This window comes from Nocardioides sp. Soil777, from assembly GCF_001428425.1.
Taxonomy (GTDB): domain Bacteria; phylum Actinomycetota; class Actinomycetes; order Propionibacteriales; family Nocardioidaceae; genus Nocardioides; species Nocardioides terrigena.
Window position 1 is genome coordinate 183067 of record NZ_LMSN01000017.1, and the last position, 26731, is coordinate 209797.

The 26731-nt window shown below is 71.6% G+C and carries 29 protein-coding genes; 12 read left to right on the top strand and 17 right to left on the bottom strand.

All coding sequences use genetic code 11. The features are described 5' to 3' along the window. The first annotated feature begins 46 nt into the window (after positions 1 to 46). Together nucS and ASG88_RS16075 are read left to right on the top strand one after the other, a co-directional pair. Positions 47 to 733 (top strand): endonuclease NucS, encoded by a 687-nt coding sequence (nucS, locus tag ASG88_RS16070; protein WP_056888450.1) that lies wholly within the window; start codon positions 47 to 49, stop codon positions 731 to 733. Continuing rightward, complete coding sequence (locus tag ASG88_RS16075; protein WP_056888451.1) at positions 733 to 1083, top strand: DUF952 domain-containing protein; 351 nt, start codon at positions 733 to 735, stop codon at positions 1081 to 1083. Before nucS ends, ASG88_RS16075 begins: the two co-directional genes overlap by 1 nt. Here ASG88_RS16075 and ASG88_RS16080 read toward each other — a convergent pair. Both ASG88_RS16080 and ASG88_RS16085 read right to left on the bottom strand, forming a co-directional pair. After that, positions 1062 to 1766: a response regulator gene (locus tag ASG88_RS16080; protein WP_056888452.1), complete on the bottom strand. Its 705-nt coding sequence runs from the start codon at positions 1764 to 1766 to the stop codon at positions 1062 to 1064. The two genes, ASG88_RS16075 and ASG88_RS16080, sit on opposite strands and share 22 nt — an antisense overlap. Further along, positions 1759 to 3414 (bottom strand): ATP-binding protein, encoded by a 1656-nt coding sequence (locus ASG88_RS16085; RefSeq protein WP_157559780.1) that lies wholly within the window; start codon positions 3412 to 3414, stop codon positions 1759 to 1761. Before ASG88_RS16085 ends, ASG88_RS16080 begins: the two co-directional genes overlap by 8 nt. Before the next feature lie 149 nt (positions 3415 to 3563). On the opposite strand from ASG88_RS16085, the gene ASG88_RS16090 reads away from it, so the two are divergent. The 3 genes from ASG88_RS16090 to ASG88_RS16100 are packed head-to-tail and all read left to right on the top strand — an operon-like array spanning position 3564 to position 6588. After that, on the top strand, positions 3564 to 4532 hold the full coding sequence (locus ASG88_RS16090; protein WP_056888454.1) for a Bug family tripartite tricarboxylate transporter substrate binding protein: 969 nt from the start codon (positions 3564 to 3566) through the stop codon (positions 4530 to 4532). Further along, positions 4532 to 5056 (top strand): tripartite tricarboxylate transporter TctB family protein, encoded by a 525-nt coding sequence (locus tag ASG88_RS16095; RefSeq protein ID WP_056888455.1) that lies wholly within the window; start codon positions 4532 to 4534, stop codon positions 5054 to 5056. The genes ASG88_RS16090 and ASG88_RS16095 overlap by 1 nt, the downstream gene beginning before the upstream one ends. After that, positions 5056 to 6588, top strand: a complete 1533-nt coding sequence (locus ASG88_RS16100) for a tripartite tricarboxylate transporter permease (protein ID WP_056888456.1) — start codon at positions 5056 to 5058, stop codon at positions 6586 to 6588. Before ASG88_RS16095 ends, ASG88_RS16100 begins: the two co-directional genes overlap by 1 nt. 59 nt (positions 6589 to 6647) lie before the next feature. On the opposite strand, the gene ASG88_RS16105 is transcribed toward ASG88_RS16100, so the two are convergent. Next, a complete protein-coding gene (locus ASG88_RS16105; RefSeq protein WP_056888628.1) occupies positions 6648 to 6851 on the bottom strand; it encodes a hypothetical protein in 204 nt (67 codons plus the stop codon). Positions 6852 to 6916: 65 nt separating this feature from the next. Further along, the gene (locus ASG88_RS16110; RefSeq protein ID WP_056888457.1) at positions 6917 to 7504 is read right to left on the bottom strand and encodes a histidine phosphatase family protein; all 588 of its coding nucleotides are present in this window, start codon (positions 7502 to 7504) and stop codon (positions 6917 to 6919) included. Between the two features lie 44 nt (positions 7505 to 7548). On the opposite strand from ASG88_RS16110, the gene ASG88_RS16115 reads away from it, so the two are divergent. Continuing rightward, complete coding sequence (locus tag ASG88_RS16115) at positions 7549 to 8046, top strand: DUF427 domain-containing protein (RefSeq protein ID WP_056888458.1); 498 nt, start codon at positions 7549 to 7551, stop codon at positions 8044 to 8046. A gap of 18 nt (positions 8047 to 8064) precedes the next feature. On the opposite strand, the gene ASG88_RS16120 is transcribed toward ASG88_RS16115, so the two are convergent. Both ASG88_RS16120 and ASG88_RS16125 read right to left on the bottom strand, forming a co-directional pair. Further along, the gene (locus tag ASG88_RS16120; RefSeq protein ID WP_056888459.1) at positions 8065 to 10128 is read right to left on the bottom strand and encodes a protein meaA; all 2064 of its coding nucleotides are present in this window, start codon (positions 10126 to 10128) and stop codon (positions 8065 to 8067) included. 67 nt (positions 10129 to 10195) lie between these two features. Next, complete coding sequence (locus ASG88_RS16125; protein ID WP_056888460.1) at positions 10196 to 10507, bottom strand: STAS domain-containing protein; 312 nt, start codon at positions 10505 to 10507, stop codon at positions 10196 to 10198. A 149-nt stretch (positions 10508 to 10656) separates the two neighbouring features. On the opposite strand from ASG88_RS16125, the gene ASG88_RS16130 reads away from it, so the two are divergent. Genes ASG88_RS16130 through ASG88_RS16145 form a run of 4 tightly spaced genes read left to right on the top strand, consistent with a single transcriptional unit; the run spans position 10657 to position 15285 of the window. Continuing rightward, entirely contained in the window at positions 10657 to 11235 is a 579-nt protein-coding gene (locus ASG88_RS16130; RefSeq protein ID WP_056888461.1) for a cob(I)yrinic acid a,c-diamide adenosyltransferase, read from the top strand. A 56-nt stretch (positions 11236 to 11291) separates the two neighbouring features. Beyond that, positions 11292 to 14444: a DEAD/DEAH box helicase gene (locus ASG88_RS16135; protein WP_056888462.1), complete on the top strand. Its 3153-nt coding sequence runs from the start codon at positions 11292 to 11294 to the stop codon at positions 14442 to 14444. After that, a complete protein-coding gene (locus ASG88_RS16140; RefSeq protein ID WP_056888463.1) occupies positions 14437 to 15024 on the top strand; it encodes a GNAT family N-acetyltransferase in 588 nt (195 codons plus the stop codon). The genes ASG88_RS16135 and ASG88_RS16140 overlap by 8 nt, the downstream gene beginning before the upstream one ends. A 39-nt stretch (positions 15025 to 15063) precedes the next feature. After that, positions 15064 to 15285, top strand: coding sequence for a hypothetical protein (locus ASG88_RS16145; protein ID WP_056888464.1), 222 nt, complete (start codon positions 15064 to 15066; stop codon positions 15283 to 15285). Here the strand turns inward: ASG88_RS16145 and ASG88_RS16150 are convergent. The 3 genes from ASG88_RS16150 to ASG88_RS16155 are packed head-to-tail and all read right to left on the bottom strand — an operon-like array spanning position 15279 to position 16361. Continuing rightward, complete coding sequence (locus tag ASG88_RS16150; protein WP_414858646.1) at positions 15279 to 15659, bottom strand: GNAT family N-acetyltransferase; 381 nt, start codon at positions 15657 to 15659, stop codon at positions 15279 to 15281. The two genes, ASG88_RS16145 and ASG88_RS16150, sit on opposite strands and share 7 nt — an antisense overlap. After that, on the bottom strand, positions 15548 to 15976 hold the full coding sequence (locus ASG88_RS24225; RefSeq protein WP_082600565.1) for a GNAT family N-acetyltransferase: 429 nt from the start codon (positions 15974 to 15976) through the stop codon (positions 15548 to 15550). The genes ASG88_RS16150 and ASG88_RS24225 overlap by 112 nt, the downstream gene beginning before the upstream one ends. Further along, a complete protein-coding gene (locus ASG88_RS16155; protein WP_056888465.1) occupies positions 15870 to 16361 on the bottom strand; it encodes a GNAT family N-acetyltransferase in 492 nt (163 codons plus the stop codon). Before ASG88_RS16155 ends, ASG88_RS24225 begins: the two co-directional genes overlap by 107 nt. A 271-nt stretch (positions 16362 to 16632) precedes the next feature. On the opposite strand from ASG88_RS16155, the gene ASG88_RS16160 reads away from it, so the two are divergent. Further along, on the top strand, positions 16633 to 17982 hold the full coding sequence (locus tag ASG88_RS16160) for an HNH endonuclease (protein ID WP_056888466.1): 1350 nt from the start codon (positions 16633 to 16635) through the stop codon (positions 17980 to 17982). Between the two features lie 87 nt (positions 17983 to 18069). Here ASG88_RS16160 and ASG88_RS16165 read toward each other — a convergent pair whose 3' ends face one another. Then, positions 18070 to 19239 (bottom strand): MFS transporter, encoded by a 1170-nt coding sequence (locus ASG88_RS16165; RefSeq protein ID WP_157559781.1) that lies wholly within the window; start codon positions 19237 to 19239, stop codon positions 18070 to 18072. 58 nt (positions 19240 to 19297) lie between these two features. On the opposite strand from ASG88_RS16165, the gene ASG88_RS23140 reads away from it, so the two are divergent. Further along, positions 19298 to 20284 (top strand): LacI family DNA-binding transcriptional regulator, encoded by a 987-nt coding sequence (locus ASG88_RS23140; protein WP_056888468.1) that lies wholly within the window; start codon positions 19298 to 19300, stop codon positions 20282 to 20284. Positions 20285 to 20306: 22 nt separating this feature from the next. Here the strand turns inward: ASG88_RS23140 and ASG88_RS16175 are convergent, their stop codons facing one another. The 7 genes from ASG88_RS16175 to ASG88_RS16205 form a co-directional block, all read right to left on the bottom strand. Continuing rightward, positions 20307 to 20765: a DUF2550 domain-containing protein gene (locus ASG88_RS16175; RefSeq protein WP_056888469.1), complete on the bottom strand. Its 459-nt coding sequence runs from the start codon at positions 20763 to 20765 to the stop codon at positions 20307 to 20309. 91 nt (positions 20766 to 20856) lie between these two features. Next, positions 20857 to 21255 carry a F0F1 ATP synthase subunit epsilon gene (locus ASG88_RS16180; protein WP_056888470.1) on the bottom strand — a complete coding sequence of 133 codons (399 nt, stop codon included), beginning with the start codon at positions 21253 to 21255 and terminating at the stop codon, positions 20857 to 20859. Then, a complete protein-coding gene (gene atpD, locus ASG88_RS16185; protein WP_056888471.1) occupies positions 21255 to 22709 on the bottom strand; it encodes a F0F1 ATP synthase subunit beta in 1455 nt (484 codons plus the stop codon). The genes ASG88_RS16180 and atpD overlap by 1 nt, the downstream gene beginning before the upstream one ends. A gap of 2 nt (positions 22710 to 22711) precedes the next feature. After that, positions 22712 to 23644 (bottom strand): F0F1 ATP synthase subunit gamma, encoded by a 933-nt coding sequence (locus tag ASG88_RS16190; protein ID WP_056888472.1) that lies wholly within the window; start codon positions 23642 to 23644, stop codon positions 22712 to 22714. A gap of 2 nt (positions 23645 to 23646) precedes the next feature. Continuing rightward, complete coding sequence (gene atpA / locus ASG88_RS16195; RefSeq protein WP_056888473.1) at positions 23647 to 25290, bottom strand: F0F1 ATP synthase subunit alpha; 1644 nt, start codon at positions 25288 to 25290, stop codon at positions 23647 to 23649. Between the two features lie 67 nt (positions 25291 to 25357). Next, complete coding sequence (locus ASG88_RS16200) at positions 25358 to 26173, bottom strand: F0F1 ATP synthase subunit delta (RefSeq protein WP_056888474.1); 816 nt, start codon at positions 26171 to 26173, stop codon at positions 25358 to 25360. After that, positions 26173 to 26730: a F0F1 ATP synthase subunit B gene (locus ASG88_RS16205; RefSeq protein ID WP_056888475.1), complete on the bottom strand. Its 558-nt coding sequence runs from the start codon at positions 26728 to 26730 to the stop codon at positions 26173 to 26175. The genes ASG88_RS16200 and ASG88_RS16205 overlap by 1 nt, the downstream gene beginning before the upstream one ends. Position 26731: the final 1 nt, after the last annotated feature.

Here is a 26731-nt window from a genome sequence, read left to right on the forward strand (position 1 = left end):
GCCTGACAGGCGGACCAGGCCGGGGCACGGGGTACATTCCGTCCCCGTGAGGATCGTCGTTGCGCGCTGCCAGGTCGACTACGCCGGGCGGCTGACCGCCCACCTGCCGATGGCCACCCGGGTGCTGATGATCAAGGCCGACGGGTCGGTGCTGGTGCACTCCGACGGCGGGTCCTACAAGCCCCTCAACTGGATGTCGCCGCCGTGCACCTTCCGCGAGGGCAGCACCGAGGACGGCCAGCCCGAGTGGACGGTGACCGCGGCCAAGACCGACGACACGCTGCGCATCCTCATCGAGGAGGTGCACTCCGACTCCAGCCACGACCTCGGCGTCGACCCCGGGCTGCAGAAGGACGGCGTCGAGAAGCACCTCCAGGAGCTGCTCGCCGAGCACCCCGCCTCGCTCGCCGAGGGCCTCTCGCTCGTCCGCCGCGAGTTCATGACCGCGATCGGCCCGGTCGACCTGATGTGCCGCGACGCCGACGGCCTCAGCGTGGCGGTCGAGATCAAGCGCCGCGGTGACATCGACGGCGTCGAGCAGCTCACCCGCTACCTCGACCTGCTCAACCGCGACCCCGCCCTGACCCGCAAGGGTGCGGTCCGCGGCATCTTCGCCGCCCAGGAGATCAAGCCGCAGGCTCGCGTGCTCGCCACCGACCGCGGCATCTCCTGCGCGCTCGTGGACTACGACGCGCTGCGGGGCATGGACGACTCCGAGCACCGGCTCTTCTGATGACCGGCCAGATCCTCCACATCGCCACCCGCGCCGACTGGGAGGCCGCGCAGCGCGACGGCGCCTACACGACCTCGACCCGGGGTCGGACCCTGGCGGAGGAGGGCTTCATCCACGCCGCGCGCCCCGAGCAGGTGCAACCCGTGTTCGACCGTTACTACGCCGACGCCGACGAGCCGCTGGTGCTGCTCGTCATCGACCCGGACCGCCTCGGTGCCGAGGTCCGGGTCGAGCCCGTGGGCGACGACACCTACCCGCACGTCTACGGCCCGATCGAGCCGGCAGCGGTGGTCGAGGTGCACCCGCTGGACGCGGACGGTCGTCGGGATCAGTCGCGCGCCCAGCGGTAGCGACGCTCGGGTCGCCCGGTCGAGCCGTACTTCAGCGTGACCTCCACCCACCCCATCGCGACCAGCCGCTCGAGGTAGCGGCGCGTGCTCACCCGCGACAGCCCGATCCGCTCCCCCACGTCGGCGGCCGCCTCCGGCTCCGCCTGCCCACGCAGGCCCTCGACGACGAGCTCCATCGTCTCCTGCGACAGGCCCTTGGGCAGGGTGCGGGACGACGGTGCCGCCGGACCCACCGGGCGGAAGACCCGGTCGACGTCGGCCTGGCCCCACGGCTCGGGCGACGTCCGCGACAGGTGCCGACGTGCCTCGGCGACCTGGCGAAGCCGCTCGACGAGGTCCGAGGACGCGAAGGGCTTCACGAGGTAGTGGACGGCGCCGTACCTCATGGCGTGCGCGACGGTCGCGGTGTCCCGAGCAGCGGTGATCATCACGACGTCGGCCGAGTGGTGGCCGGCGCGGATCCGCTGGAGCACCTCGGTGCCGGGGATGTCGGGCAGGTAGACGTCGAGCAGCACCACGTCGGGCTCCAGCGAGCCGACCATCGTGAGCGCGTCGGCACCGGTGCGGGCCTCGCCCACCACCTCGAAGCCGGGGATGCGCGAGACGACGTCGCGGTGCACCCGCGCGACCATGAAGTCGTCGTCGACGACCAGCACCCGCACCGGCGAGGAGGACTCAGGCATGCGGGACCTCCTCGTCGACGTGGAGCTCGGCGCACAGCACGGCGCCGCCCCGGTGGGACACGGTCACGGCGCCACCGTGGCGCGCGCACGCCATCCGGGTCAGCGCCAGGCCGAACCCGTGGCCCTTGACGTCCGCGCAGGTCTTGGTGGTGAAGCCAGGCTCGAAGACCCGCTCCACGTCACCGGCCGCGATGCCCGCGCCGCTGTCCCGCACCTCGATCTCGATCCGCTCGCCGTCGTCCTCCACGTCCATCACGACCTCCCCGCCCCGGCCGACCGCGTCGAAGGCGTTGTCCACGAGGTTGCCGACCACGGTCACCAGGTCGGCCGAGAGCACCGGGTCGTGGTGGCGCAGCCGCGCTCCCTCCGCGATCGAGAAGTCCACGCCGAGCTCGTCGGCCCGGCTCAGCTTGGCCACCAGCAGCGCAGCGACCGCGGGGTCCTCGATCGAGCCGCCCACCTCGGCGAGGCGGGCGTCGAGGCTGTCCACGACCGCCTGCACGAACTCCCCCAGCTCCGCGGTCTGCCCCAGCTCGGCCATCCCGCCGATCGCGTGCATGCGGTTGCGGAACTCGTGCACCTGGGCCCGCAGCGTGTCAGTGCCGGCCTGTGCCTCAGCGAGCTCGTGCTGCAGGCCGAGCAGCTCGGTGCGGTCGCGCATCGAGGTGACCCACCCGGTCTGGCGCCCGCGCACCGTCACGGGCTGGTTGTTGAGCACCAGCAGGCGTGGGCCGACCGCGACCGCGAGGTCCTGCTCGCGGTGCAGGCCACGCAGGATCGACGTCACCTCCGCCTCCTGCCCGAGCTCCTCCACCGAGGTGCCCGGGACCGGCCGCTCCAGACCGAGCAGCTGGAGCGCCTCGTCGTTGACGAAGGCCACACCGCCGCGCATGTCGACGCCCACCACGCCCTCGCGCACCCCGTGCAGCATCGCCTCGCGCTGCTCCACCAGCGCGGCGATCTCGCTCGGCTCGAGGCCGAGCGTCTGCCGCTTCACCCGTCGCGCCAGCAGCAGGGAGCCAGCCGCCCCGATGAGCATGGCCAGCGCGAGGTAGGCGAAGACGCTGGGCGCCGCCGATCCCAGCACCTCGAGGCGGGTCGGGTAGGTGCGTCCCAGCACGATCACTCCCAGCTGCTCGACCGGGCGGCCCTCGTCACCGTCGCCGAAGACCGGCGCCTGCGCCTCGATGGACCGCCGCCCGTAGCGCTCGCCCACCCCCGACCAGCTGGCCCCGCCAGCCACCGAGGGGTCCAGCGCCAGGTCGTCGGCACCGGTCGGCAGCGTCGACCCCAGCACGTCGCCGTCGGCGCCCTGCAAGATGGCGTACGTCGCACCCGCCGACGCCCTGGCGCTCTCCAGCCGGATGCCGATGGGCTCCTGCAGCCGGGCCTGGACCTCGATCTCCTCCGAGGTCTCGCCCCCCACGGTGAGGGCGGTCGACTGCCGGAGCAGCCCCTCGGTGGCCAACGACTCGGCGGCACCGAGCATCCGACGCCCCTCCTCGCGTGTGAAGGTGGCGCTGCTCTGCACCAGCGAGACCCCGGCCACGGCGGTCACCACGAAGACGACGATGCACATCTGCAGCAACAGCAGCTGGCGTGACAGCGACAACCTCGACACGAGCGCAGTCTGCAACAGTGCCGTCACGCACGGCGAGGGTGTGAGCGTGACCACAAAGACCGAAACGAACCTTCCGACCACAAGGGAGACAGTGGGTGTGACGGTGGCCACTCTTGCCGTCAACGTCGCAGAGCGCGGCGAGCCCCGGTCGCCGGGGTGATGCGAGGAGAACGTGCATGAGGAAGTTCCAGACGCTGGTCGCCGCCGGAGCGGCCCTGGCCGCTGTCACGGCCCTGGCCGGCTGCAGCGGGTCCGAGGGCGACACGGCGGTGCGCATCATGGTCCCCAACTCCCCCGGCGGCGGGTACGACACCACCGCCCGCGTGGCCGCCAAGATCGTCGAGGACGAGAAGATCAACGACACCGTCGAGGTCTACAACCTCGAGGGCGCCGGCGGCACGACGGGCCTGACCAAGCTGGTCGGCTCGCAGGGCAAGGACGGCGAGCTCATGCTGATGGGCCTCGGCGTCGTCGGTGCGGTCTACACCAACCAGTCGGAGAGCACGCTGGCCGACACCACGCCCATCGCCCGGCTGATCAGCGAGCCGGACATCCTCGTGGTCCCGGCGGACTCGCCGTACGAGACCCTCGACGACCTCGTCGAGGAGTGGACCGCGGCCCCCGGCGACTTCCCCGTCGGCGGCGGCTCCTCCCCCGGGGGCCCCGACCACCTCGCGGCCCACCTGGCGGCCGAGGCCGTCGGCGTGACTCCGACCGACGTCAACTACGTCGTGTACGACGGCGGCGGGCCGCTCCTCGCCGCGCTGCTCAGCGGCGAGGTCGAGCTGGGCGTGTCCGGGCTCGGCGAGTACAAGGACCAGATCCAGGCCGGTCAGCTGCGCGTGCTGGGCGTGACGAGCGGCGAGCGGGTCGAGGGCTTCGACGCCCCCACCCTCACCGAGCAGGGCGTCGACCTGGAGTTCACCAACTGGCGCGGCCTGGTCGCCCCTCCCGGCATCGACGACGAGGAGCGCGACCGCCTCGTCCAGCTGGTGGAGGAGATGCACGAGACGGGCGCCTGGGAGGACGCCATGGCCGAGAACGGCTGGACCGACGCGATGCTCACCGGTGACGAGTTCGGTGACTACATGACCGAGCAGGACGAGCAGGTCCAGGGCCTGCTCAGCGAGCTGGGCCTGGTCTGATGGAGCACCTCGCGGCTGCTGGTCCCGACCCGTCGGGACCCCAGCCCTCCCAGCGGGCCGGCCTCTCCGAGTTCGGAGTGGTCGGCCTGCTGGCCGGGCTCGGGGTGCTCGTCCTCGTCGAGACGCAGCAGATCTCCGACGGCATCGGCTCGGTGCGCACACTCAGCCCGCGCGTGGTGCCCTACTTCGTGGCGGTCTTCCTCCTGGTGGTCGCCGCCCTGCTCGCCCTCGACATCGTCCGGGGCGGGCGCGGGGAGCAGGAGTCCGGCGAGGACGTCGACCTGAGCCACGGCACCGAGTGGCGCACGCTGCTCGGCCTGGCTGCGCTCGTCGCGGGCTGCGGCCAGCTCATCCCGCTGATCGGCTTCCCGGCCGCCGGTGCGCTGCTGTTCTTCGGCACCACCCGGCTGCTCGGCTCGCGTCGGTTGTTCGTCGACCTCGCAGTGAGCATCGTCATCCCCCTCGTCGCGTTCCTCGTCTTCACCGAGGCGCTCGGCATCTACCTCCCCCTGGCAGGTGCGTGATGGACGCGGTCTCCTCCCTGCTCGACGGCTTCGCCGCGGCCGCCCAGCCGGAGAACCTGCTGTGGGCCTTCGTCGGCGTCATGCTCGGCACGTTCGTCGGGGTCCTGCCCGGCGTCGGCCCGGCGATGACCCTCGCCCTGCTGCTGCCGCTGACCTACTCCCTGGACCCGGCCGCGGCCCTGATCCTGTTCGCCGGCATCTACTACGGCGGCATGTACGGCGGGTCGACGACGTCGATCCTGCTCAACGCCCCGGGTGAGAGCTCGTCGGTGATGACGGCCATCGAGGGCAACAAGATGGCTCGGGCCGGACGGGGCGCCCAGGCGCTCGCCTCGGCCGCGATCGGCTCCTTCGTCGCCGGCACCATCGCCACCGTGCTGCTGATCTTCACCGCGCCGGCGATGGCGAGCTTCGCTGTGAGCCTCAAGGCGCAGGACTACTTCGCCATCACCCTGCTCTCCTTCGTCGCCGTCTCCACGGTGCTGGGCTCGTCCCCGGTCCGGGGCCTGGCGGCCCTCGCCCTGGGGCTCACCCTGGGCCTGATCGGCATCGACGCCCTGACCGGGCAGCAGCGACTGACCTTCGGGATCGACTCGCTGTCGACGGGCATCGACACGGTCGTGGTTGCGGTGGCTCTGTTCGCGGTCGGCGAGGCACTCTGGATCGCCGCCCACCTGCGCCAGGCGCCGGCCGAGGTCATCCCGAGCGGCCAGCCCTGGATGAGCAGGTCGGACTGGCGCCGCTCGTGGCCGGCCTGGCTGCGCGGCACCGCGCTCGGCTTCCCCTTCGGGGCCCTTCCGGCCGGTGGCGCCGAGATGCCGACCTTCCTCTCCTACTCCCTGGAGAAGAAGCTCACCCGTCACCCCGAGGAGTTCGGGCGCGGCGCCATCGAGGGCGTCGCGGGTCCCGAGGCCGCCAACAACGCCTCGGCCGCAGGCACGCTCGTGACGTTGCTGGCCCTCGGCATCCCCACCACGGCCACCGCCGCGGTGATGCTGTCGGCCTTCCAGCGCTACGACCTCCAGCCCGGACCGCAGCTCTTCGAGAACACGCCCGACGTGGTCTGGGCCCTGCTCGCCAGTCTGCTCATCGGCAACGTGATGCTGCTGGTCCTCAACCTGCCGCTCGCGCCGCTGTGGGCCAGGCTCCTCAAGCTGCCGCGGCCCTACCTCTACAGCGGGATCCTGTTCTTCTCGATCCTCGGCAGCTACAGCGTCAACCAGAACCCGGCCGACATCCTGGTCCTGGTGGTGCTGGGCCTGCTCGGCTTCCTGATGCGCAGGTACGGCCTGCCGGTGGTCCCGACCGTCATCGGAGTGATCCTCGGTCCGACGTCGGAGGGCAAGCTGCGCCAGGCGCTCCAGGTGAGCAACGGCGACTGGTCCACGCTGTGGGGCACGACCTTCTCGATCGTCATGTACGTCGTGATCGGCAGCCTGCTGACCCTCGCGGTCGTGCGGGCGGTGGCCTCCAAGCGGGTGGCACCGACGCCCACCGTGGAGCCGGTCGAGCGCGACCGCGTCGGCGTCTGACCACGCCCGTCGCCCTGCAGAGGTCGCCCCGGCCACCCGGCCGGGGCGGCCTCGGCGTCTCAGGCGGCGAGCTTCTTGCCGACCTTCTTCTTGACCTTCACCAGCTTGCGCTTCTTGACGGTGTAGCCGTCGGGGAGCGTGCCCTCCTTGAGCATGCGCAGGGGGCAGCGGCCGCACTTCGTCCGGGAGACGCAGCACTCCTTCTTGGGCAGCCTGGCGACCTTGCCCGCCTTGGCTGCCTTCTTGTCCTTGGACTTGCCCATGCCGGGCACCATACCTGCTCATGAGGCAAGCCTTACCTACATGTTGCCCAGGTCTCACCGGACGGTCAGACGGCACGCCAGCCTGAGTCGTCTCCCTCGAGCGCGACGTGGCCACCGCCCGGGAGGACCAGGTCGTACGCCGTCGCCCGCGGCGCCGCGAGCAGCACCGGCACCGTCGTCATGATCGCGCCCCCGTGGCTGACGACGAGGACGCCCTCGCCGCGGTGCGCGTCGCGGACCTCGTCGAGCACGCCGGCCACCCGCGCGGCGATCGCGGCGACGTCCTCGCCGCCCGGGATCCTCGCCGCGTCGTCCCCCGCGACCCACGCCCCGAAGACGGGACCGAGCTCCGCGCCCTCGTCCGCCGCGGTGCCGGCGAGCGACCCGACGCCGTACTCCCGCAGCCCCTCGCGCACGACGACGTCGACGCCGAGCACCGTCGCGGCGATCTCGGCGGTCTGCACGGCCCGCGACAGCGGGCTGCACCAGACCCGGGCGATGCGCTCGCCACACAGCCGCTCCCCCAGCTCGCGCGCCTGCCGGCGGCCCGCCGGGCTGAGCGACCCTCCGTCGTCGGAGACCAGGTCAGTCTCGTAGTCGGCCTCGCCGTGGCGGGCGAGGAAGACGCGCGTCGGGCACTGCAGGTCGCTCATGGCGCCACGCTAGCCGCGACCGGGCGCGGCGTACGTTGGCAGGCATGCGCAGAGTGACGCCCGAGGTCCCCGGTCCCGGCCAGGAGTCCGTGTGGGACTACCCCCGACCACCGCGGGTCGAGCCCAGCACCGAGACCGTCGAGGTCCGGCTCGGTGGCGAGGTCGTCGCCCGCACCACGGCGTCGCTGCGGGTGCTCGAGACCAGCCACCCCCCGACCTACTACCTGCCGCGAGACTCGTTCGCGCCCGGCGTGCTGCGACCCGTCGAGGGCACCACCTTCTGCGAGTGGAAGGGGATGGCGACGTACTTCGACCTCGTCACCCCGACCGCCACCGCCCGGCGGGCGGCCTGGACGTACGCCGACCCCACGCGCGGCTTCGAGGCGATCCACGACCACGTGTCGGTGATGCCCGGCCAGGTCGACGCGTGCCTGGTCGACGACGAGGTCGTGCGGGCCCAGGAGGGCGGCTTCTACGGCGGCTGGGTCACCGACCGGGTGGTCGGCCCGTTCAAGGGCGTGCCGGGCAGCCACGGCTGGTGACCGCCCACGGCGCGCGCCTCAGTCGAGGTCGTGCGCCCGGCGGATGACGTCGACGATGCCGCCCATGATCTCGGTCAGGCCGAAGTCCTTGGGCGTGTAGACCGCCGCGACGCCCTGCTCAACGAGCCGCCGACCGTCGGACTCGGGGATGATCCCGCCGACGATCACCGGCACGTCCTCCAGCCCCGCTGCCCGCAGGCCGTCGAGCACGTCGGGGACGAGCTCCATGTGCGAGCCGGACAGGATCGACAGCCCCACGCAGTGCACGTCCTCGGCCACCGCGGCGGCCACGATCTGGTCCGGGGTGAGCCGGATGCCCTGGTAGATCACCTCGAAGCCCGCGTCCCGCGCGCGGACGGCGACCTGCTCGGCGCCGTTGGAGTGGCCGTCGAGGCCGGGCTTGCCGACGAGCAGCCGCAGCCGCCCGCCGAGCTCCTCGCCCGTCGTACGCACCTTGTCGCGGACCGCGGCCAGCTCGGCGCCGGCCTCCGCGACGCCGACCGCGCCGCTCACCCCGGTCGGCGCACGGAACTCGCCGAACACCTCGCGCAACGTGCCGGCCCACTCCCCCGTGGTCGCGCCCGCGCGGGCGGCGGCCAGGGTGGCGTGCATGAGGTTCTTGTCGGTCTTGGCGTCGGCGGCCAGCGTCGCGAGCGCCTCGGTGACCGCGGCCTCGTCGCGGTGCGCCTTCCAGTCCGCGACGGAGTCCAGCGCGGACTGCTCCGCGGCCGGGTCCGCGGCCATGATCGCCTCGTCGAGGTTGGCGGTGAGCGGCGACGGCTCCGTGGTGTCGTACTTGTTGACGCCGACGATGATCTCGTCGCCGTTCTCGATCCGGGCGCGGCGGGCCGCATGGGCGCTGACGAGCGCCTGCTTCATGTAGCCCGACTCGACGGCCGCGATCGCGCCGCCGAGGGCCTGGACGCGGTCGATCTCCGCCTTGGCGCTCGCCACGAGGAACGCGACCTTGGCCTCGATGACGTGCGAGCCGTCGAAGATGTCGTCGTACTCCAGCAGGTCGGACTCGAAGGCCAGCACCTGCTGCAGCCGCAGCGACCACTGCTGGTCCCACGGCCGCGGGAGGCCGAGGGCCTCGTTCCACGCCGGGAGCTGTACGGCGCGCGCCCGGGCGTTCTTGGACAGCGTCACGCCGAGCATCTCCAGGACGATGCGCTGCACGTTGTTCTCCGGCTGGGCCTCGGTGAGACCGAGGGAGTTGACCTGGACGCCGTAGCGGAAGCGGCGCATCTTCTCGTCAGTCACGCCGTACCGCTCCCGGGTGATCTCGTCCCAGAGCCGCACGAAGGCCCGCATCTTGCAGGTCTCCTCGATGAAGCGGACCCCGGCGTTGACGAAGAAGGAGATCCGCCCGACGACCTTCTCGAAGTCCTGCTCGTCGACCTGGCCGGCCGCCTTGACCTGGTCGAGGACGGCGATCGCCGTGCAGAGCGCGTAGGCGAGCTCCTGCGTCGGCGTCGCCCCCGCCTCCTGGAGGTGGTAGCTGCAGATGTTGATCGGGTTCCACTTCGGGATCTCGTGGACCGTGTAGGCGATCATGTCGCCGATCAGGCGCAGCGAGTGCTCGGGCGGGAAGACGTAGGTCCCGCGGGAGAGGTACTCCTTGATGATGTCGTTCTGCGTCGTCCCGGCGAGCTGGTGCGCCACCGCGCTGCGCTCCTCCGGGCTGGAGTCGGCGGTGAGCCCGTTCTGCTCCTCGGCGGCCACCTGGTACATCGCCAGCATCCACATGGCGGTCGCGTTGATGGTCATGGAGGTGTTCATCCCGGTCAGCGGGATGTCCTCGAAGAGCCGGCGCATCTCGCCGAGGTGCGGGACCGGGACACCGACCTTGCCGACCTCCCCGCGGCTCAGCGGCGAGTCGGGGTCGTAGCCGGTCTGCGTCGGCAGGTCGAAGGCGACCGACAGGCCGGTCTGCCCCTTGGCCAGGTTGGTCCGGTAGAGCGCGTTGGAGGCCGCCGCCGTCGAGTGGCCGGCGTACGTCCTCATCACCCACGGCCGGTCCTTCGCGGGACGTGCGGCCTCGGGGGCGGCCGACGGGACCTGGACCTCGGAGTCAGTCATGGGGTCAATGTAGGCCCGTGGTTACCGGTGAGTCACCGGTTGGAAATGTGAGCAACCCCACCCGGGGTCAGGCCGAGGCGACGGCCCGCTCGACCTCGATGGCCCGCGCCAGGCGGGTCAGGTGCATCATCCGTCGGACCGCGGGCCCGCAGTTGCGGACGGTGAGGTGGTGCCCGTCGAGCCAGGCCTGGCAGGTGGCCACGGCCAGCACGCGCAGCGCGGTGACGTCGATGTTGTCGACGTGGGCCATGTCGATGACGACGTCCTCGTCGAGGCAGCCCTCGAGGTGGTCGTAGATGGCGGCGCGGACCTCCCACGTGCTGCGCACGTCGAAGTCACCGTGCAACGACAGGACCGGCCCGTTCGTCGTGATGTCCATCGTGTCTCCCCCTCTGTCGGCACCCCCCGGCACTCCCAGAATGTGACGTGGCACTCACTATGACGCAGTTGTACCCGAGTTGGTTGCACCGCCGCCTCCCCTTTTTTGCCGGGTCGGACCGCGGGTGGGGTCATCGATAGGGTCGGAGCATGGTCAACCTCACCCGCATCTACACCCGCACCGGCGACGCCGGCACCACCCGCCTCGGCGACATGAGCGAGACCTCCAAGAACGACTCCCGGCTGCACGCGTACGCCGACGTCGACGAGGCCGGCGCGCACCTCGGGCTGGCGCTCGCCCTGAGCGACCTGGACGCCGACGTGGTCACGGTCCTCACCCACGTGCAGAACGACCTCTTCGACGTGGGTGCCGACCTGTGCACGCCCGTGGTCCCCGACCCGGAGTACCCGCCGCTGCGCATCGAGCAGGACTACGTCGACCGCCTCGAGGGCTGGTGCGACCACTACAACGAGCAGCTGCCCAACCTGCGGTCCTTCATCCTCAACGGCGGCACGTCCGGCGCCGCGCACCTGCACGTCGCGCGCACCGTCGTACGCCGCGCGGAGAGGTCCGCGTGGGCGGCCTGGTCCGAGCACGAGGCGTCGATGAACAAGCTCTCGATCACCTACCTCAACCGTCTCTCGGACCTGCTCTTCATCCTCGCCCGGCACGCCAACCGTGCGCAGGGAGACGTGCTGTGGGTCCCCGGTGGCGAGCGCGGCGAGTAGGCGCCTGTGGACGAGCGCTGCCGGATGTCCGCGGTCGGTGCCACGATGACCGGGCCATGGGGATCCGCGACGCGCTGACCGACGACTACCTGGCCCGGTTCTACGACCCGGGCACGCTGGTCCGCGCCCGCGCCATCCTCGACGGGGTCGTGGCGCTGGAGGCCGTGCACGAGACCTCCAGCAGCCTGACCGTCACCGCCGACGTGTGGGGCACCGCCCCCACGCCGTACGCCGTGCAGTTCCACGCCGAGGTCAACGAGACGTCCGACTGGGTCTTCAGCGCCTGCTCGTGCCCGGTCGCGCGGATGTGCAAGCACGGCGCGGCCGTCGCCCTGCGCCTGCGCGGCGCCCCTCCCGTGCCGTCGCAGCCGCTCTGGCAGCAGCGGCTGGCCCGGCTGAGCAGCGAGCTCGACCGCCGCGCGAGGTCCACGATGTCCGGGACGTCCCTCGGGCTGGAGATCTCCCGGCGGCCCACCTCCCGCTGGTCGCGGGGCACCCCCGGCGACTTCACCCTGCGTCCCGTGCGACCGGGCGCACGCCAGGGCTGGGCGCGCAGCGGCGCCGACTGGCCGGACCTCTCCGGGCCCACCGCGTCGGACCGCTACGTGCCGGCGCAGGTCGAGGCCCTGCAGGTCCTGCAGCGAGGGCTGGTCAGCATGCACTCCTACCTCGTGTCGGGCTCGGCACCCCTGCTCGACGACTACGGCGACCGCCTGGTGCCGGCGCTGCGCGCGGCCGTGGCCGCCGGCGTCACCCTGGTGCCCGGAGCGGGCGTCGGCTCGCTCTCCCTGAGCTCCGGACCGGCGCGGGTGGCTGCCGACCTCGTCCGTCGCGGCACCGCGACGGAGCTCACGATCCTCACCGAGGTCGACGACAGACGCTGGCGCGGCGACCTCGTCACCCCGGTCGGGCGACCGGTGACCTCGCTGGTGCTGGTCGAGGGTGACGACGTCCTCATCGCCGACCTGGCCGAGCCGCTGTCCGACGCCCTGGCCGAGCTGCTCGTGGGGCCGCCCCTCGTGGTCGAGGCCGACGACCAGGACACCTTCCTCGAGGCACTGGCGCCCCTGACGCGGCACGTCGAGGTCGCGTCCTCGGACGGGTCGCTGGACGTGCCCACACCACCGCGCCCCCACCTCCACCTCACCGTCACGTGGCGCTCGTCGACGCACGCCACCCTCGCCTGGCAGTGGGCCTACGGCGACGCGCGGTGCGACGCGACGTCCCCCGAGTCGCTCGGCGGGGTGCGCGACCCGGCGGCGGAGCGCGCCGTCCTGGCCACGGTCGCCGACCACCTGGTGGGCCTCACCTCGGCCTCGGGCGGCGACGCGCTGTCCCTGGCCCTCCACGACCTCCCCCACCTCGCCACGCTTCCTGACGTCACGGTGACGGAGGTCGAGGCCCCCGACTTCCGGGAGTCGGCGAGCGCCCCGGAGATCGCCTTCACCCTGGCCGAGCGGCAGCCCGACCACACGGACTGGCTCGACCTCGAGGTGCAGGTGAGCGTCGACGGCGAGCAGGTCCCGCTGCCCGACGTGCTCGCCGCGGTGACCCGCGGCGACGAGTTCCTCGTCCTGCCCAGCGGGCTGTACGTCGCCCTCGACCGGCCGGAGTTCGCCCGGTTGCACGAGGCCGTCGCGGCGGCCGCCCAGCTGCGCGAGGGGGACGACACGCGGGTCAGCGTCGGCACGACCGACCTCAGCGTGTGGGCCGAGCTCACCGAGCTGGGGGTCGTCGACGCGCAGGCCGCGACGTGGGCCGACCGGGCGGTCGCACTGCGCGACCTCACCGAGATCCCCCAGCCCGACCCCGTGGGTCTCACCACCGCGTTGCGGCCCTACCAGCTGGAGGGCTTCTGGTGGCTGGCCTTCCTCCACCAGCACGGCCTCGGCGGGATCCTCGCCGACGACATGGGGCTGGGCAAGACGCTGCAGGTGCTCGCGCTCGTGCAGCACGCCGTCATCCGCGGAGGGGTCGAGGACCCCTTCCTCGTGGTCGCCCCGACCAGCGTGGTGACCGCCTGGCGCCAGCAGGCGGTGACCCATGCGCCGGGCCTCCGGGTGGGGGTCGTCAGCCGGCGCACCGACGACGTCGCCGCCATCGCCCGCGACCACGACGTGGTGGTCACGACCTACGCCCTGCTGCGCCTCGAGCGCGAGCAGTTCGTCTCGCGCCGGTGGAGCGGGCTGGTCCTCGACGAGGCCCAGCAGGTCAAGAACCACCAGGGCAAGACCTACGCCGCGGCCCGGGCAGTGGACGCCGACTTCCGGCTGGCCGTGACCGGCACGCCGTTCGAGAACAGGCTGATGGAGCTGTGGTCCCTCCTCTCCATCACGGCACCCGGCCTCTACCCCGTGCCGCGCCGCTTCCGCGACATGGTGGTCGGCCCCGTCGAGAAGGACGGCGACCAGGCGGCGCTCGACCGTTTCCGCCGGCGGATCCGCCCGTTCCTGCTGCGTCGCACCAAGGAGCTCGTCGCCGCCGACCTCCCGCCCAAGCAGGAGCAGGTGCTCGAGGTCGACCTGGAGCCGCGGCACCGCAAGATCTACGACACCCACCTGGCCAAGGAGCGCCAGAAGATCCTCGGACTCGTCGAGGACTTCGACCGCAACAGGGTGGCCATCTTCAGCGCGCTGACCAAGCTGCGGCAGCTGGCCCTCGACCCGGCCCTGGTCGACCCCGACCACGACCACGTCGGCTCGGCCAAGGTCTCGCTGCTCGCCGAGCACCTGGCGGAGGTGACCGCCGAGGGCCACCAGGCCCTGGTGTTCAGCACGTTCACCTCCTTCCTCGCCCGGGTCCGCGAGCGGCTGGACGCCGACGGCATCCCCACCGTGCAGCTGGACGGGAGCACCCGCGACCGCGAGGCCGTGATCGAGGCGTTCCGCCGGGCCGAGGCGCCGGTCTTCCTGATCAGCCTCAAGGCCGGCGGGGTCGGCCTTACCCTCACGGAGGCCGACTACGTCTACGTCCTCGACCCGTGGTGGAACCCCGCGGCCGAGGCACAGGCGGTCGACCGGGCGCACCGCATCGGTCAGGACAAGCACGTCCACGTCTACCGGCTCGTCGCCACCGACACCATCGAGGAGAAGGTCATGGCCCTCAAGGCCCGCAAGGCCGAGCTCTTCGCCCGGGTGATCGACGGCGGCGGCGCCTCCACGCAAGGCATCAGCGCCGACGACATCAGGGGGTTGTTCGAGGATGGCTGACACCGCGGCGTGGACGACCCACCCGGTCACTGCGGCGCGTTTCGACGACTTCGCGGACGTCATCAACCCGCACCGGCGCAGCACGCACTGCTGGTGCCTCTCCCACCGCCTCCGCGTGAAGGAGATCGAGGAGCTCGGCAGCGGCTCCCGCGAGGACGCCGCCCGGGCCCTGGCCTCCGGGCGCTCGTCGTTCGGCGTGGTGACCTACCGCGACGACGTCCCGGTCGGGTGGTGCCACGTCGCGCCGCGCGACGAGATCCCCCGGCTCGCCGCCTCCCGGCTGATCCGCCCCGTCGATGACCTGCCCGTCTGGAGCATCATCTGCCTCGTGGTCCGCGGCGGGCACCGCAAGCAGGGCGTGACCGGGCACCTCATCGAGGGCGCCGTCGCGTACGCCGCCTCGCGCGGCGCCCCGGCCGTCGAGGCGCACCCCGTCGACCCCGAGGGGCGGATGGACACCACGATGGCCTTCGTCGGCACCCGCGCGATGTTCGAGCGGGCCGGCTTCGAGGTCGTCGGGCAGACCGACGCCGTGGCCAGCCGGATGCCGCGCCTCGTCATGCGTCGGACGCTGGGCTGACTCCTGCCCCCAGGCTCTGCGGACTGGCACGATGGCGGGATGAGGTCACCGGAGGCGCGCCAGGAGCAGGCGGTCGAGATCGCGAGTGCGGTGGCGGTCTTCCTCGGCGTGCTTGCAGTCGGGGTCACTGGGCTCACCGCAGTGGGGCTGCTGACCGACATCTCGCGGAGCTTCGCGGTGGGCCTGACCTGGGTCGTTGGAGTCTCAGCCCTCGCTGCCGTCTCCCGCCTGGCGTCTCGTCGGAGTCCTCCCGGTCACTGACCGCGTCGATGCCCGGCCTGCCAGGAGGCGCGGGCCAGCTCGTAGCCGACCTCGCCGTCCCGCCATCCCGGGACCTCGTGCTTCTCGTTCGCCGCCCAGGAGGCGGTGTGCACCATGCCGAGCTTCTCCAGCACGCGTCGCGAGCCGGTGTGGGCGGCCATCGTGCTGGCGAGGACCCGGGCGATCTCGGGCCGGGCAAAGGCCTGGTCGACCATCACCCGGGCGCCCTCGATGGCCAGGCCCCTCCCCCAGGACGCCGCCGTCAGCCGATAGCCCACCCCGGACACCTCTGGACGCCCCTCGAACGACGACGCCGACCACCAGCCCACGAAGGCCGCCCCGTCGAAGCCCGCCCAGTAACCGAGTCCGCCCAGTAACCGAGTCCGCGCGCGGGGTCGCTCTGGCGTTCCCACCGCTGGCGCCACTCGTCGGCCGTCTCCTGCGCGGTGGCAGCGCGGCCCCGGACGAAGGTCATGACGGCCGGGTCGCTGTTGAGCGAGATCATCAGGTCCAGGTCGTCGGCCGTGACCGGACGCAGCCTCAGGCGCTCCGTCGTCAGGGTCGGCAACGCGGCCAGGGACGAGTCATCCATGCTGGCCATCAGGCTCCGATCGGCGCCGCTCCATCCGGCGCTCCTCGGGCCCGTCGTCCGGCCAGCCCTCCGGGACACCCACGTCCACGAACCCCGCATGTTCGTACGCCGTCCGTGCTCGCCGGTTGTCGGTGCGGACCATCAGGAAGGTCGCCCTCCCCTGACTGGCGGCCCACTCGACGACACCGTCGATGAGCCGGCCGGCAGCACCCGTCCCGCGGGCGGCCGGAGCCACCCACATGGAGATCAGCTCCACCCAGTCGTCGTCGACGAGCTGCCCACTGACGACTCCGACCACTTGAGTCTCCTCACGTGCCACGAGGTTCAGCGGGACCTGGGTCACGCGGGACCGCCAACGCTCGGCGGGTGCGTCGACCCAGTCGGCGTGCCGGGAGCCGAAGGCCGCCGGCGACTCGGCCAGGGACTCCAGACGCACCTCCCGGAAGGTCTCCCAGTCGGCCGGCCCGATGCGCGTGATGTCCATCCGCGGAACCTAGCAACGTCCAGTGCATGGTCGGGCGGGCAACGCTCGCCTCGCCCGGCGGGTCCACGAGCATCACCACCGTGCTGCAGGTGCTGGTCGACCGGAAGGACATGCGGGCGTACGCAACCGTCGCGGTCGGGGCGCTCGTCCTGACGACGCGTTCAGGGGCGACGGGTGCTGGTCACCGCGGCCCACTGACGAGTCGGAGAGACAGTCCACAGGACGTCCTGAGGGGTTGCCTTGCATGCGCGGCAAGCGTAGAATCGAACACATGTTCGACCGTCTCGAGACTGACCTCATGGAGCTACCGGCTCCCGCCGAGCTGGTGCGCGCCCTTCGAGCGACGGTCCTCGACATCTCCCCCGCCCGCGACCCCCGGGAGGGCATCGACCAGATCGACGAGCTCGAGCGCCTCAAGTCCGCGATCTGCGCCGCCCAGGCCCGCATCGCCCGCGAGATCGACCAGCACCGTCAGGCCCAGGACCAGGCGCGTCGGGCACTGGAGCCGCGCCGGCGGCGGACGAGCCCCGACGCCGGCATCGGCATGGAGCTGGGACTGGCGCGGCGGGAGTCGCCGCACGAGGGACGCCGCAAGCTGCGGCTCGCCCGAGCCCTCCTCCACGACCTCCCGCAGACGATGGCCGCGCTGGAGCGCGGCGACCTCAACGAGCGACGGGCAGAGATCATCGCGACCGAGACGGCCGATCTCACCGCCGCGCAACGACAGGCTGTCGACGCGGCGATCCGGCCCGACCTGCCGGGGATGGGTGACGCGGACCTCCGCGACCTGGTCCGGCGTGAGGTGCTGAGCCGGGACGAGGAGGGCTGGCTGGCCCGCCACGCACGGGCCCGGACCAAGCGGCGCGTCAGCGGTCGCATCATCGGCGACGGCATGGGCCACCTGAGTGCAGTCCTGCCGGCGACCGACCTCTCCATGATCATGACGTCGCTCAACGACGCGGCCGAGGCGGCGCGGGCCGGTGGCGACGAGCGTGGCCGAGGACATCTCCTGGCCGACACGCTCGTCGAGCGCCTGGGCGGCCTCGGTCGCACCACACCCGCTCCGACGGCCCTCAAGGTGGTCGTGAGCGCCGAGACCCTGCTGGGCGAGAGCACCGAGCCCGGCTACGTCCTCGGCGCCGGCTACGTGCCGGCGTCGGTCTCCCGCCAGCTGGCCGTCGCCGGCGCCCAGCACCTGGGCTCGACCGTGCAGCGGTTGTTCGCCATGCCGCGGACCGGCGCGCTCGTCGCGATGGAGTCCGCCTCGAGCTTCTTCCGAGGCTCGCTCGCGGAGCTGGTCGACCTGCGCGACCGACGCTGCCGCACACCGTTCTGCAACGCCCCGATCAGGCACCGCGACCACGTGGTCTCCCGTGAGCGAGGCGGAGCCACCTCGGCCGACAACGCGCAAGGCCTCTGCGAGGGCTGCAACTACGCCAAGGAGTCGCCCGGATGGCGGCACGAGCCGGTGGCCGATCCGCTGGCCGTGACCGAAGTGGCGCTGACGACCCCCACCGGCCACGTGCACCTCTCGCGAGCTCCGGCCCAGCCGATCGACCGTGACAGCGCCTCGCCGGCCGAGCTTCTCGCAGCACGCATGCTCCTCGGACGAGCTGCCTGAGCCTGCTGCCGCACCAGTCATGGCGCCCGGCGTCAGGGCCGCCCGAGTCCCGCTGCTCGGGTCGGGACCGCGCGACGTAATGCTGCGTCAGGCCGGCGAGCCGACCGACTGGCTCGTCGGCTTGCGCGCGGCCGGGACGGCGAGCGCCGCCGGGACGAGCAGGACGGCGACGACGAGCAGCGCGTCGAGCGTGCCGACCTGGTCGCCGACGAAGCCGAGGAGCGGGGGCCCGGCGAGGAAGGCGGCGTACCCGATGGTCGAGACGACGCTCACCCGCGCCGCGGCCCGGGCCGGGTCGTCCGCGGCGGCACTCATCCCGACCGGGAAGCCCAGGGACGCACCCGCTCCCCAGAGGACGATGCCGGCCACCACGAGCGCCGGGTGGCCGCCGAGCACGATCAGCAGGACGCCCAGGCCGGCGGCGGCCATCGTCGACCAGAGCACGGCCGTGCGCCCCCACCGGTCGAGCAGATGGGTGCCGGCGAAGCGGCAGGCGGTCATCGCGGCGACGAAGAGCCCGAAGCCGGCCACGCCGACCGCGTGCGAGACGTCGTACCCGTCGACGAGGGCGACCGCGAGCCAGTCGTTGGCGGTGCCCTCGGTCATCGCGAGGGCCAGCACCATGACGCCGATGAGCAGGGTCCTCGGCTCGAGCCAGGCGCGGGCGGCGGAGGTCTGACCCGACTCCTCGACCTCCGGCACCGGCAGGAACGCGGCCGCGCCCCGCCAGACCACGGCGGCCGAGACGACGACCACCAGGACGAGGTGCGGCGCACTCGGCACGTCGAGCGCGACCAGCCCGGCACCGGCCAGAGCCCCGACGACCGTGCCCAGGCTGAAGCCGGCGTGGAAGCGCGGCATCACCGTGCGACCGAGGCGACGCTCCACCTCGGCGCCCTCGACGTTCATGGCCACGTCCCACACGCCGATGCCGACGCCGTAGAACAGAAGCGCGATGCCGGTGACGACCAGCGAGTCACCGAGCGCGAGCCCGGCGGTGCCGAGCCCGAGCGCGGCCATGACGGCACCGGCGCGCAGCACCCGGACCGTGCCCCAGCGCCCGATCGCAGCGCCGGTCGACGGCAGGGCCACGAGCGAGCCGATGGCGATCATGAGGAGAAGCACGCCCAGCCCGCCGTTGCTCAGCCCGAACCCGTCGCGCGCCTCCGGGATGCGGGACACCCAGCTGGCGAAGCAGAGTCCGTTGAGGATGAAGGCCAGCCCGACGGCGTTGCGGGCGGCGATGAGCTGGGGCACGAGCGCACTCCTGGTCGAAACGTTTCGATCGAATCGATTCGACGGTACCCTCTCCGCCATGGACGGACCAAGTCGCACCCCGACCCTCGCGGACGTCGCGAGTGCTGCCGGCGTGTCCCTGTCCACGGCGTCTCTCGCCTTCTCCGGCAACAAGCCCGTGTCCGGGACCACCCGGCAGCGCGTCCTCGACGCGGCCACCGCACTCGGCTATGCCGGCCCCAACCCGATCGCCCGGCACCTGCGGCAGGGGCGCAGCGGCGTCGTCGGCATCGCCCTCGGCCAGCTGAGCACGGCCTTCCGCGACCCCGCCGCCCTGCCGATGCTCGACGCCGTCTCCGAGGTGCTCGGCGCTGCCGGCCTCGGACTGCTGCTCATGGGCGACTCCGACGTCCACGAGCAGCCGCTGCTCCCCCTCGACGGGATCGTCTACAACATCTGCGGCCGTGAGTCCTGGCCGGCGTACGACGACTACACGGCGCGCGGGGTCCCCATCGTGGTGGTCGAGGGTCCCGACTGGCCGGGGGTGACGTCCGTCGACGTCGAGAGCCGCGCCGGCACCGCGCACCTCGCCCGCCACCTGGCCGGCCTCGGCCACCGACGGGTCGCCACCCTCATGCTCGAGCCGTCCCACCCCCAGCGCGAGCGCCTCGCCGGCCTGCGCGAGGTCTTCCCGGAGGCCGAGGTGATCGGGGCTTGCCCGAGCGACACCGCCGCGGCCCAGCGCCTCGCAGCCGACTACCTGGCCGGCGGGCCCGACGTGACCGCCGTCGTGTGCCAGAGCGACGTGCAGGCGGCGGCGGTCGTGGCCGAGGCCCGTCGGCTCGGCCTCGACGTCCCCGGCGACCTCAGCGTCGCCGGCTTCGACGGCGTGCCGACCCCGTGGCTCGACCTCGAGCTCACCACGGTGGTCCAATCCCTGCGCGACAAGGGGCACGCCACCGCGACCGCCCTGCTCGCGCTCGTGGCCGGGGAGCCGGCGCCCGACGTGGTGCTGCCGGTCGAGCTGCGCGTGGGCGCCTCCACGGGACCGGCCCGGAGCGCCTGAGACCCGCGGGGAAGCGCTGCGGTCACGCCCGATTGCGGTTGCGGTCCCAGTCGGCGCCGGGCGGACCGGCCTCGATCCAGGCCTGGAAACCGGTCAGCGAGGCCTCGCTCATGGCGATCTCGAAGGGTCCCCCGGCGGGCGTCGAGCAGCACACCACGACGTGTCCGGCGTACAGGGACATCTCCTCCGCACCGACGAGGTCGCGGCGTCCGGAGTAGGTCATCTGCTGGCGCGACCAGGACATCCGCGGCCTCGGCGAGAGGGAGAAGATCCGGAACCACTCCAGGGAGTCACCGCTGTAGCGGCCCAGGCCCAGCAGCCAGCCCCGGCCCGGGTGGGTGGTGCGCATGCGGTAGCTCAGCTCGAACGTGCCGCCGTTGCGGGACAGGAACCGACGACGCACGATCAGGGCGACGCCGTACAGCAGGGGCAGGACCAGCAGGACGCCCGCGAACTCGAGCAGCCACTGCCACACCGGCATCCACGCCTCCCTGTTGCCACCGCCGAACGCAGTGAGCGCACGGACCGAGAGGTCCGTGCGCTCACCCTAGCGTCAGGTCTTCGTCACTCCGTCAGGACGCCCGCTCGACGGCCCGGATGCGGGCCTCGGCGCGGCGGACCGCCTCCTGGGCGGCGTCGTCGTTCTCGCCGCTGGACTGCGCCCGCTCGAGGTCCTGGCGTGCCTTCTCCAGGTCGATCTCGTGCGACATCTCCGCGTGCTCCGACAGGATCGAGACCCGGTTGTTGGCCACCGACAGGAAGCCGGCGTCCACGGCCGCGATCCACGTCTCGCCCTCGGCGGTCTGCACGTCGACGACACCCTCGATGATCACCGAGAGCATCGGGGCGTGCCCGGGCAGGATGCCGACGTCGCCCTCCGTGGTGCGGGCGATGACCATCTTGGCCTCGCCCGACCACACCAGGCGGTCGGCCGCGACCAGCTCGACCTGGAGGCTCCCGTAGTCGGCCATCAGAGCGTCTTCTGGATCTCAGCCCACTTGGCCTCGACGTCGTCGAGACCACCGCACATGAAGAACGCCTGCTCGGCGACGTGGTCGTACTCGCCGTCCGCGATCTTGTTGAACGCCTCGATGGTGTCGGCCACGGGGACCGTCGAGCCCTCGATGCCGGTGAACTGCTTGGCCACGTAGGTGTTCTGCGAGAGGAAGCGCTGGATGCGGCGCGCCCGGGACACGATGATCTTGTCCTCCTCGGAGAGCTCGTCGACACCGAGGATGGCGATGATGTCCTGGAGCTCCTTGTTGCGCTGCAGGATCTGCTTGATCCGGACCGCGCAGCGGTAGTGCTCCTCGCCGATGTACTGCGGGTCGAGGATCCGCGACGTCGACGTCAGCGGGTCCACCGCGGGGTAGATACCGAGCGAGGCGATCTCTCGCGAGAGCTCGGTGGTCGCGTCGAGGTGGGCGAACGTCGTGGCCGGCGCGGGGTCGGTGTAGTCGTCCGCGGGCACGTAGATCGCCTGCAGCGACGTGATCGAGTGACCACGCGTCGAGGTGATGCGCTCCTGCAGCTGGCCCATCTCGTCGGCGAGGTTGGGCTGGTAGCCCACCGCGGACGGCATGCGACCGAGCAGCGTGGAGACCTCGGAGCCGGCCTGGGTGAAGCGGAAGATGTTGTCGATGAAGAGCAGGACGTCCTGCTTCTGCACGTCGCGGAAGTACTCCGCCATCGTGAGGGCCGACAGCGCGACGCGAAGGCGGGTGCCCGGCGGCTCGTCCATCTGGCCGAAGACGAGGGCGGTCTGGCCGATGACGCCGGCCTCCTCCATCTCGACGATGAGGTCGTTGCCCTCACGGGTGCGCTCGCCGACACCGGCGAACACCGACACACCACCGTGGTCCTTGGCGACACGGGCGATCATCTCCTGGATGAGCACCGTCTTGCCGACGCCGGCACCACCGAACAGGCCGATCTTGCCGCCCTGCACATAGGGGGTGAGTAGGTCGATGACCTTGATGCCGGTCTCGAACATCTGCGTCTTCGACTCGAGCTGGTCGAACGCGGGCGCCTTGCGGTGGATGCCCCACCGCTCCTTGACGTCCAGCGTCTCGCCCTCGGCGAGGTTGAGGCAGTCACCGGTGGTGTTGAACACCTTGCCCAGCGTCACGTCGCCCACGGGCACGGTGATCGAGGCGCCGGTGTCGGTGATCTGGCCACCGCGGACGAGGCCGTCGGTGGGCTTCATCGAGATGGCGCGGACCATGCCGTCGCCGATGTGCTGGGCGACCTCGAGGATGATCGACTGCTTCTCGCCGCCGAGCTCGAACTCGCACGTCAGTGCGTTGTAGATGGGCGGCATCGCGTCGGACGGGAACTCGATGTCCACGACCGGCCCGATGACGCGGGCGATGCGGCCGACCGAGCCGCCGGCCTGGTGGGTCGTCTCTTCAACAGTGGCAGTCATGTTCACTCACTCCCGGCTTGTGCGTCGGCAAGGGCGTTGACGCCACCGACGATCTCGCTGATTTCCTGGGTAATGCCAGCCTGGCGTGCCTGGTTGGCGATGCGCTTGTACTTCTTGATGAGCTCGTCGGCGTTGTCCGTGGCGGACTTCATCGCCTTCTGACGGGCGGCCAGCTCGGAGGCGGCCGCCTGCAGCAGGGCGAAGAAGATCCGGCTCTGGACGTAGCGCGGGAGCAGGGAGTCGAGCACCTCGGACGGCGAGGGCTCGAACTCGTAGAGCGGCAGCAGCTCGGCCTCGGTGGGCTTCTCCTCGCCCTCCACGACCTCCAGCGGCAGCATGCGCAGCGCCACCGGCTCCTGGGCCAACATCGAGCGGAAGCGCGTGTAGACCACGTGCACCTCGTCGACACCCGGCGCGGTGCCCTCCTCGGGCTCCACACCGGTCTCGTTGAGGAACGCCGAGATCAGCGTCGAGCCGATGTCGCTGGCGACGTCGTACGTCGGCTGGTCGGAGAAGCCCGTCCACGACTGCACCACACGGCGCTGCCGGAACTTGAAGTAGGCCTCGCCCTTGCGGCCGGAGACGTAGATGTCGACCTCCTTGCCCTCCTCCTTGAGCTTCTCGACGAGGCGCTCGGCCTCCTTGAGGACATTCGAGGAGTAGGCACCCGCGAGACCCCGGTCGGAGGTGACGATCAGGATCGCCGCCTTCTTGGGGTCCTCGGGCTCCACCGTCAGCGCGTGGTCGACGTTGGAGAAGGTCGCGACGGCCGAGACCGCACGCGTGAGCTCACGGGCGTACGGCGCGGCCGACTGGGCCCGCTGCTGCGCCTTGATGATGCGGGACGCGGCAATGAGCTCCATGGCACGCGTGATCTTCTTCATCGACTCCGTCGACTTGATCCGCGCGCGGTACTCACGTACCGAGAGAGCCATCGTCAGCTCCGCTTCTGCTTGACGATCTGCTCCTGCTCGACGTCCTCGTCCTCGAGAGCGACGTGCTCCTCCTTGCCGGCCTTGATGCTCTGGCCGTCCGAGGTCTCGAACTGGTCGAGGAAGGAGTCGTACGCCTTCTCGAGCTCCGACTCGGTGGAGTCCTCGAACTTCTGCGACTCGCGGATGCCGGCGAGGATGCCCTCGTGGCTGCGACGCAGGTAGTCGAGGAACTCGTTCTCGAAGCGGAGCACGTCGTCGGTGGGCACCTTGTCCAGGCGGCCCGAGGTGCCGGTCCACAGGGACACGGTCATCTCCTCGACGGGGTACGGCGAGTACTGCGGCTGCTTGAGCAGGGCCATCAGGCGCTGGCCGCGGTCGAGCTGCTGGCGCGAGGCGGCGTCGAGGTCCGAGGCGAACATGGCGAAGGCCTCCATGGCGCGGAACTGCGCCAGGTCGACCTTGAGCGAGCCGGTGACGGCCTTCATCGCCTTGGTCATGGCCGAGCCACCCACTCGCGAGACCGAGACACCCACGTCGATGGCGGGGCGCTGGTTAGCCGCGAACAGGTCCGACTGCAGGAAGATCTGGCCGTCGGTGATCGAGATGACGTTGGTCGGGATGAACGCCGACACGTCGTTGGCCTTGGTCTCGATGATCGGCAGGCCGGTCATCGACCCCTTGCCCATCTCGTCGGAGAGCTTGGCGCAACGCTCGAGCAGCCGGCTGTGCAGGTAGAACACGTCACCCGGGTAGGCCTCACGACCCGGCGGGCGGCGCAGCAGCAGCGACACGGCGCGGTAGGCCTCGGCCTGCTTGGTCAGGTCGTCGAAGACGATCAGGACGTGCTTGCCGTCGTACATCCAGTGCTGGCCGATGGCCGAGCCGGTGTAGGGGGCGAGGTACTTGAAGCCGGCGGAGTCGGAGGCGGGTGACGCGACGATCGTCGTGTACTCCAGCGCGCCGGCCTCCTCGAGGGCGCCACGCACCGCGGCGATGGTCGAGCCCTTCTGGCCGATGGCGACGTAGATGCAGCGCACCTGCTTGTCCGGGTCACCGGACTCCCAGTTGGCCTTCTGGTTGATGATCGTGTCGATCGCGATCGTCGTCTTGCCCGTCGACCGGTCACCGATGATGAGCTGGCGCTGGCCGCGGCCGATGGGCGTCAGGGCGTCGATCGCCTTGATGCCGGTCGCCAGCGGCTCGTGCACCGACTTGCGCACCATGACGCCGGGAGCCTGGAGCTCCAGCGCACGACGTCCCTCGAGCGGAGTGATCTCGCCCAGGCCGTCGATCGCGGTGCCGAGCGGGTCCACGACGCGTCCGAGGTAGCCGTCGCCGACCGGGACCGAGAGGATCTCGCCCGTGCGTCGCACGGACTGGCCCTCCTCGATCTTGTCGAAGTCACCCAGGACCACGACGCCGATCTCGCGCGTGTCGAGGTTGAGCGCGATGCCCAGCGTGCCGTCCTCGAACTCGAGCAGCTCGTTGGCCATCACGGAGGGCAGGCCGCTGACGCGGGCGATGCCGTCCGCCGCCTCGGCGACGGTGCCGACCTCTTCCTTGCTGGCCGACTCAGGCTTGTAGTCGGACACGAAGCGCTGCAGCGCGTCCCGGATCTCGTCCGGACGGATCGAAAGCTCCGTCATCTGTCTTCCTTACTCTCGTCTGCTCGAAAAGTTCTAGGTGGGTGCGGGGTGGTGAGGGGCGGGGTCGTCAGCCGGCGAGCTTGCGCCGGGCCTCGTCGAGGCGGTTGGCGACGGTGCCGTCGATGACGTCGTCGCCGACCTCGACCTTGATGCCGCCGAGGACATCGGGGTCCACCACCACGTTGAGGTGGATCTGGCGGTCGTACTGCCGCGACAGCGCGTCGGTGAGGCGCTGGCGATCGGCGTCGGACAGCGGGTGCGCCACCCGGACGGTGGCGACGCGCTGGCCGTGCACGGTGGCCGCCACCTGCTGGTACGTCGAGAGCGCGGCCGCCACGGTGCGGTAGGTCCCGGCCAGCGACTGCTGGGCCAGGGTCACCGTCGCCGGGAGCGCCTTGCCGTCGAGGAGCGACCGCACCAGGGCTGCCTTGTCGGCCTGCGACCGCGAGGGGTCGGACAGGGCGTCACGCAGCCCGGGGTTGTCGTTGACCGCCCGACCGAACGCGAACAGCTCGTCGGCGAGACGACCGGAGTCGCCACCGGCCGAGCGGACCACGGCGACCTCGCTGAGGTGCTCGAGGGCGTAGGCGAGGTCCCGCGAGACCGTCCAGCGACGGCCGACGGCCGACGCGAGCAGGTCCATCGTGCCCCGGTCGACCTTGCCGCCGAAGATCTCGGAGACGAGGCCGGCCTTGGCGGAGGCATCGACGGACGCGTCCGTCGCCACCCGCCGCAACGCGGCCTCCGAGCGCAGCACCGACGAGACCATGAAGAGGTCGTCGCCGATGCGGCTCGCGTCCGCGCCGCCCCGCAGCGTGCTCTCCAGCTCGCTGGTGAGGGCTGCCAGGGCGTCGGCGGACGCTCCACGCAGGGCGCCTGCCATCAGTTGACCCCGCTCCCGGTGGTGGTCGAGCCATCGGACTCGAGGTCGGCGAGGAAGCGCTCGACGACCCGGCTCTGGCGAGCCTCGTCGTCCAGGCTCTCGCCGACGATGCGACCGGCGAGGGTCGTCGCGAGGGCGCCGACCTCGGCCCGCAGGGAGGTGACCGCCTGCTGGCGCTCGGCCTCGATCTGCGTCTTGCCGTGCTCGATGATGCGCGAGGACTCGGCCTGGGCCTGCTCACGCATCTCGACGACGATCTGGGCGCCCTGCTCGCGAGCCTCCTCGCGGATGCGGGCGGCCTCGTGCCGGGCGTCGGCGAGCTGCTTCTCGAGCTCGGCGAGCTTGGCGTCGGCCTCGGCCTGCTTGGTCTCGGCCGCGCTCAGCCCACCCTCGATCGCCTGGGTGCGCTCGGCGAACGTCTTCTCGAAGCTCGGCACGACGAACTTGCGGATCGCGAAGAACAAGATCGCGAAGACGATCAGCGCCAGCACGATCTCCGAGAAGATCGGGAGGAGCGGGTTGTGCGCCTCTTCAGCCGCCTGGACAACGGTGAACACA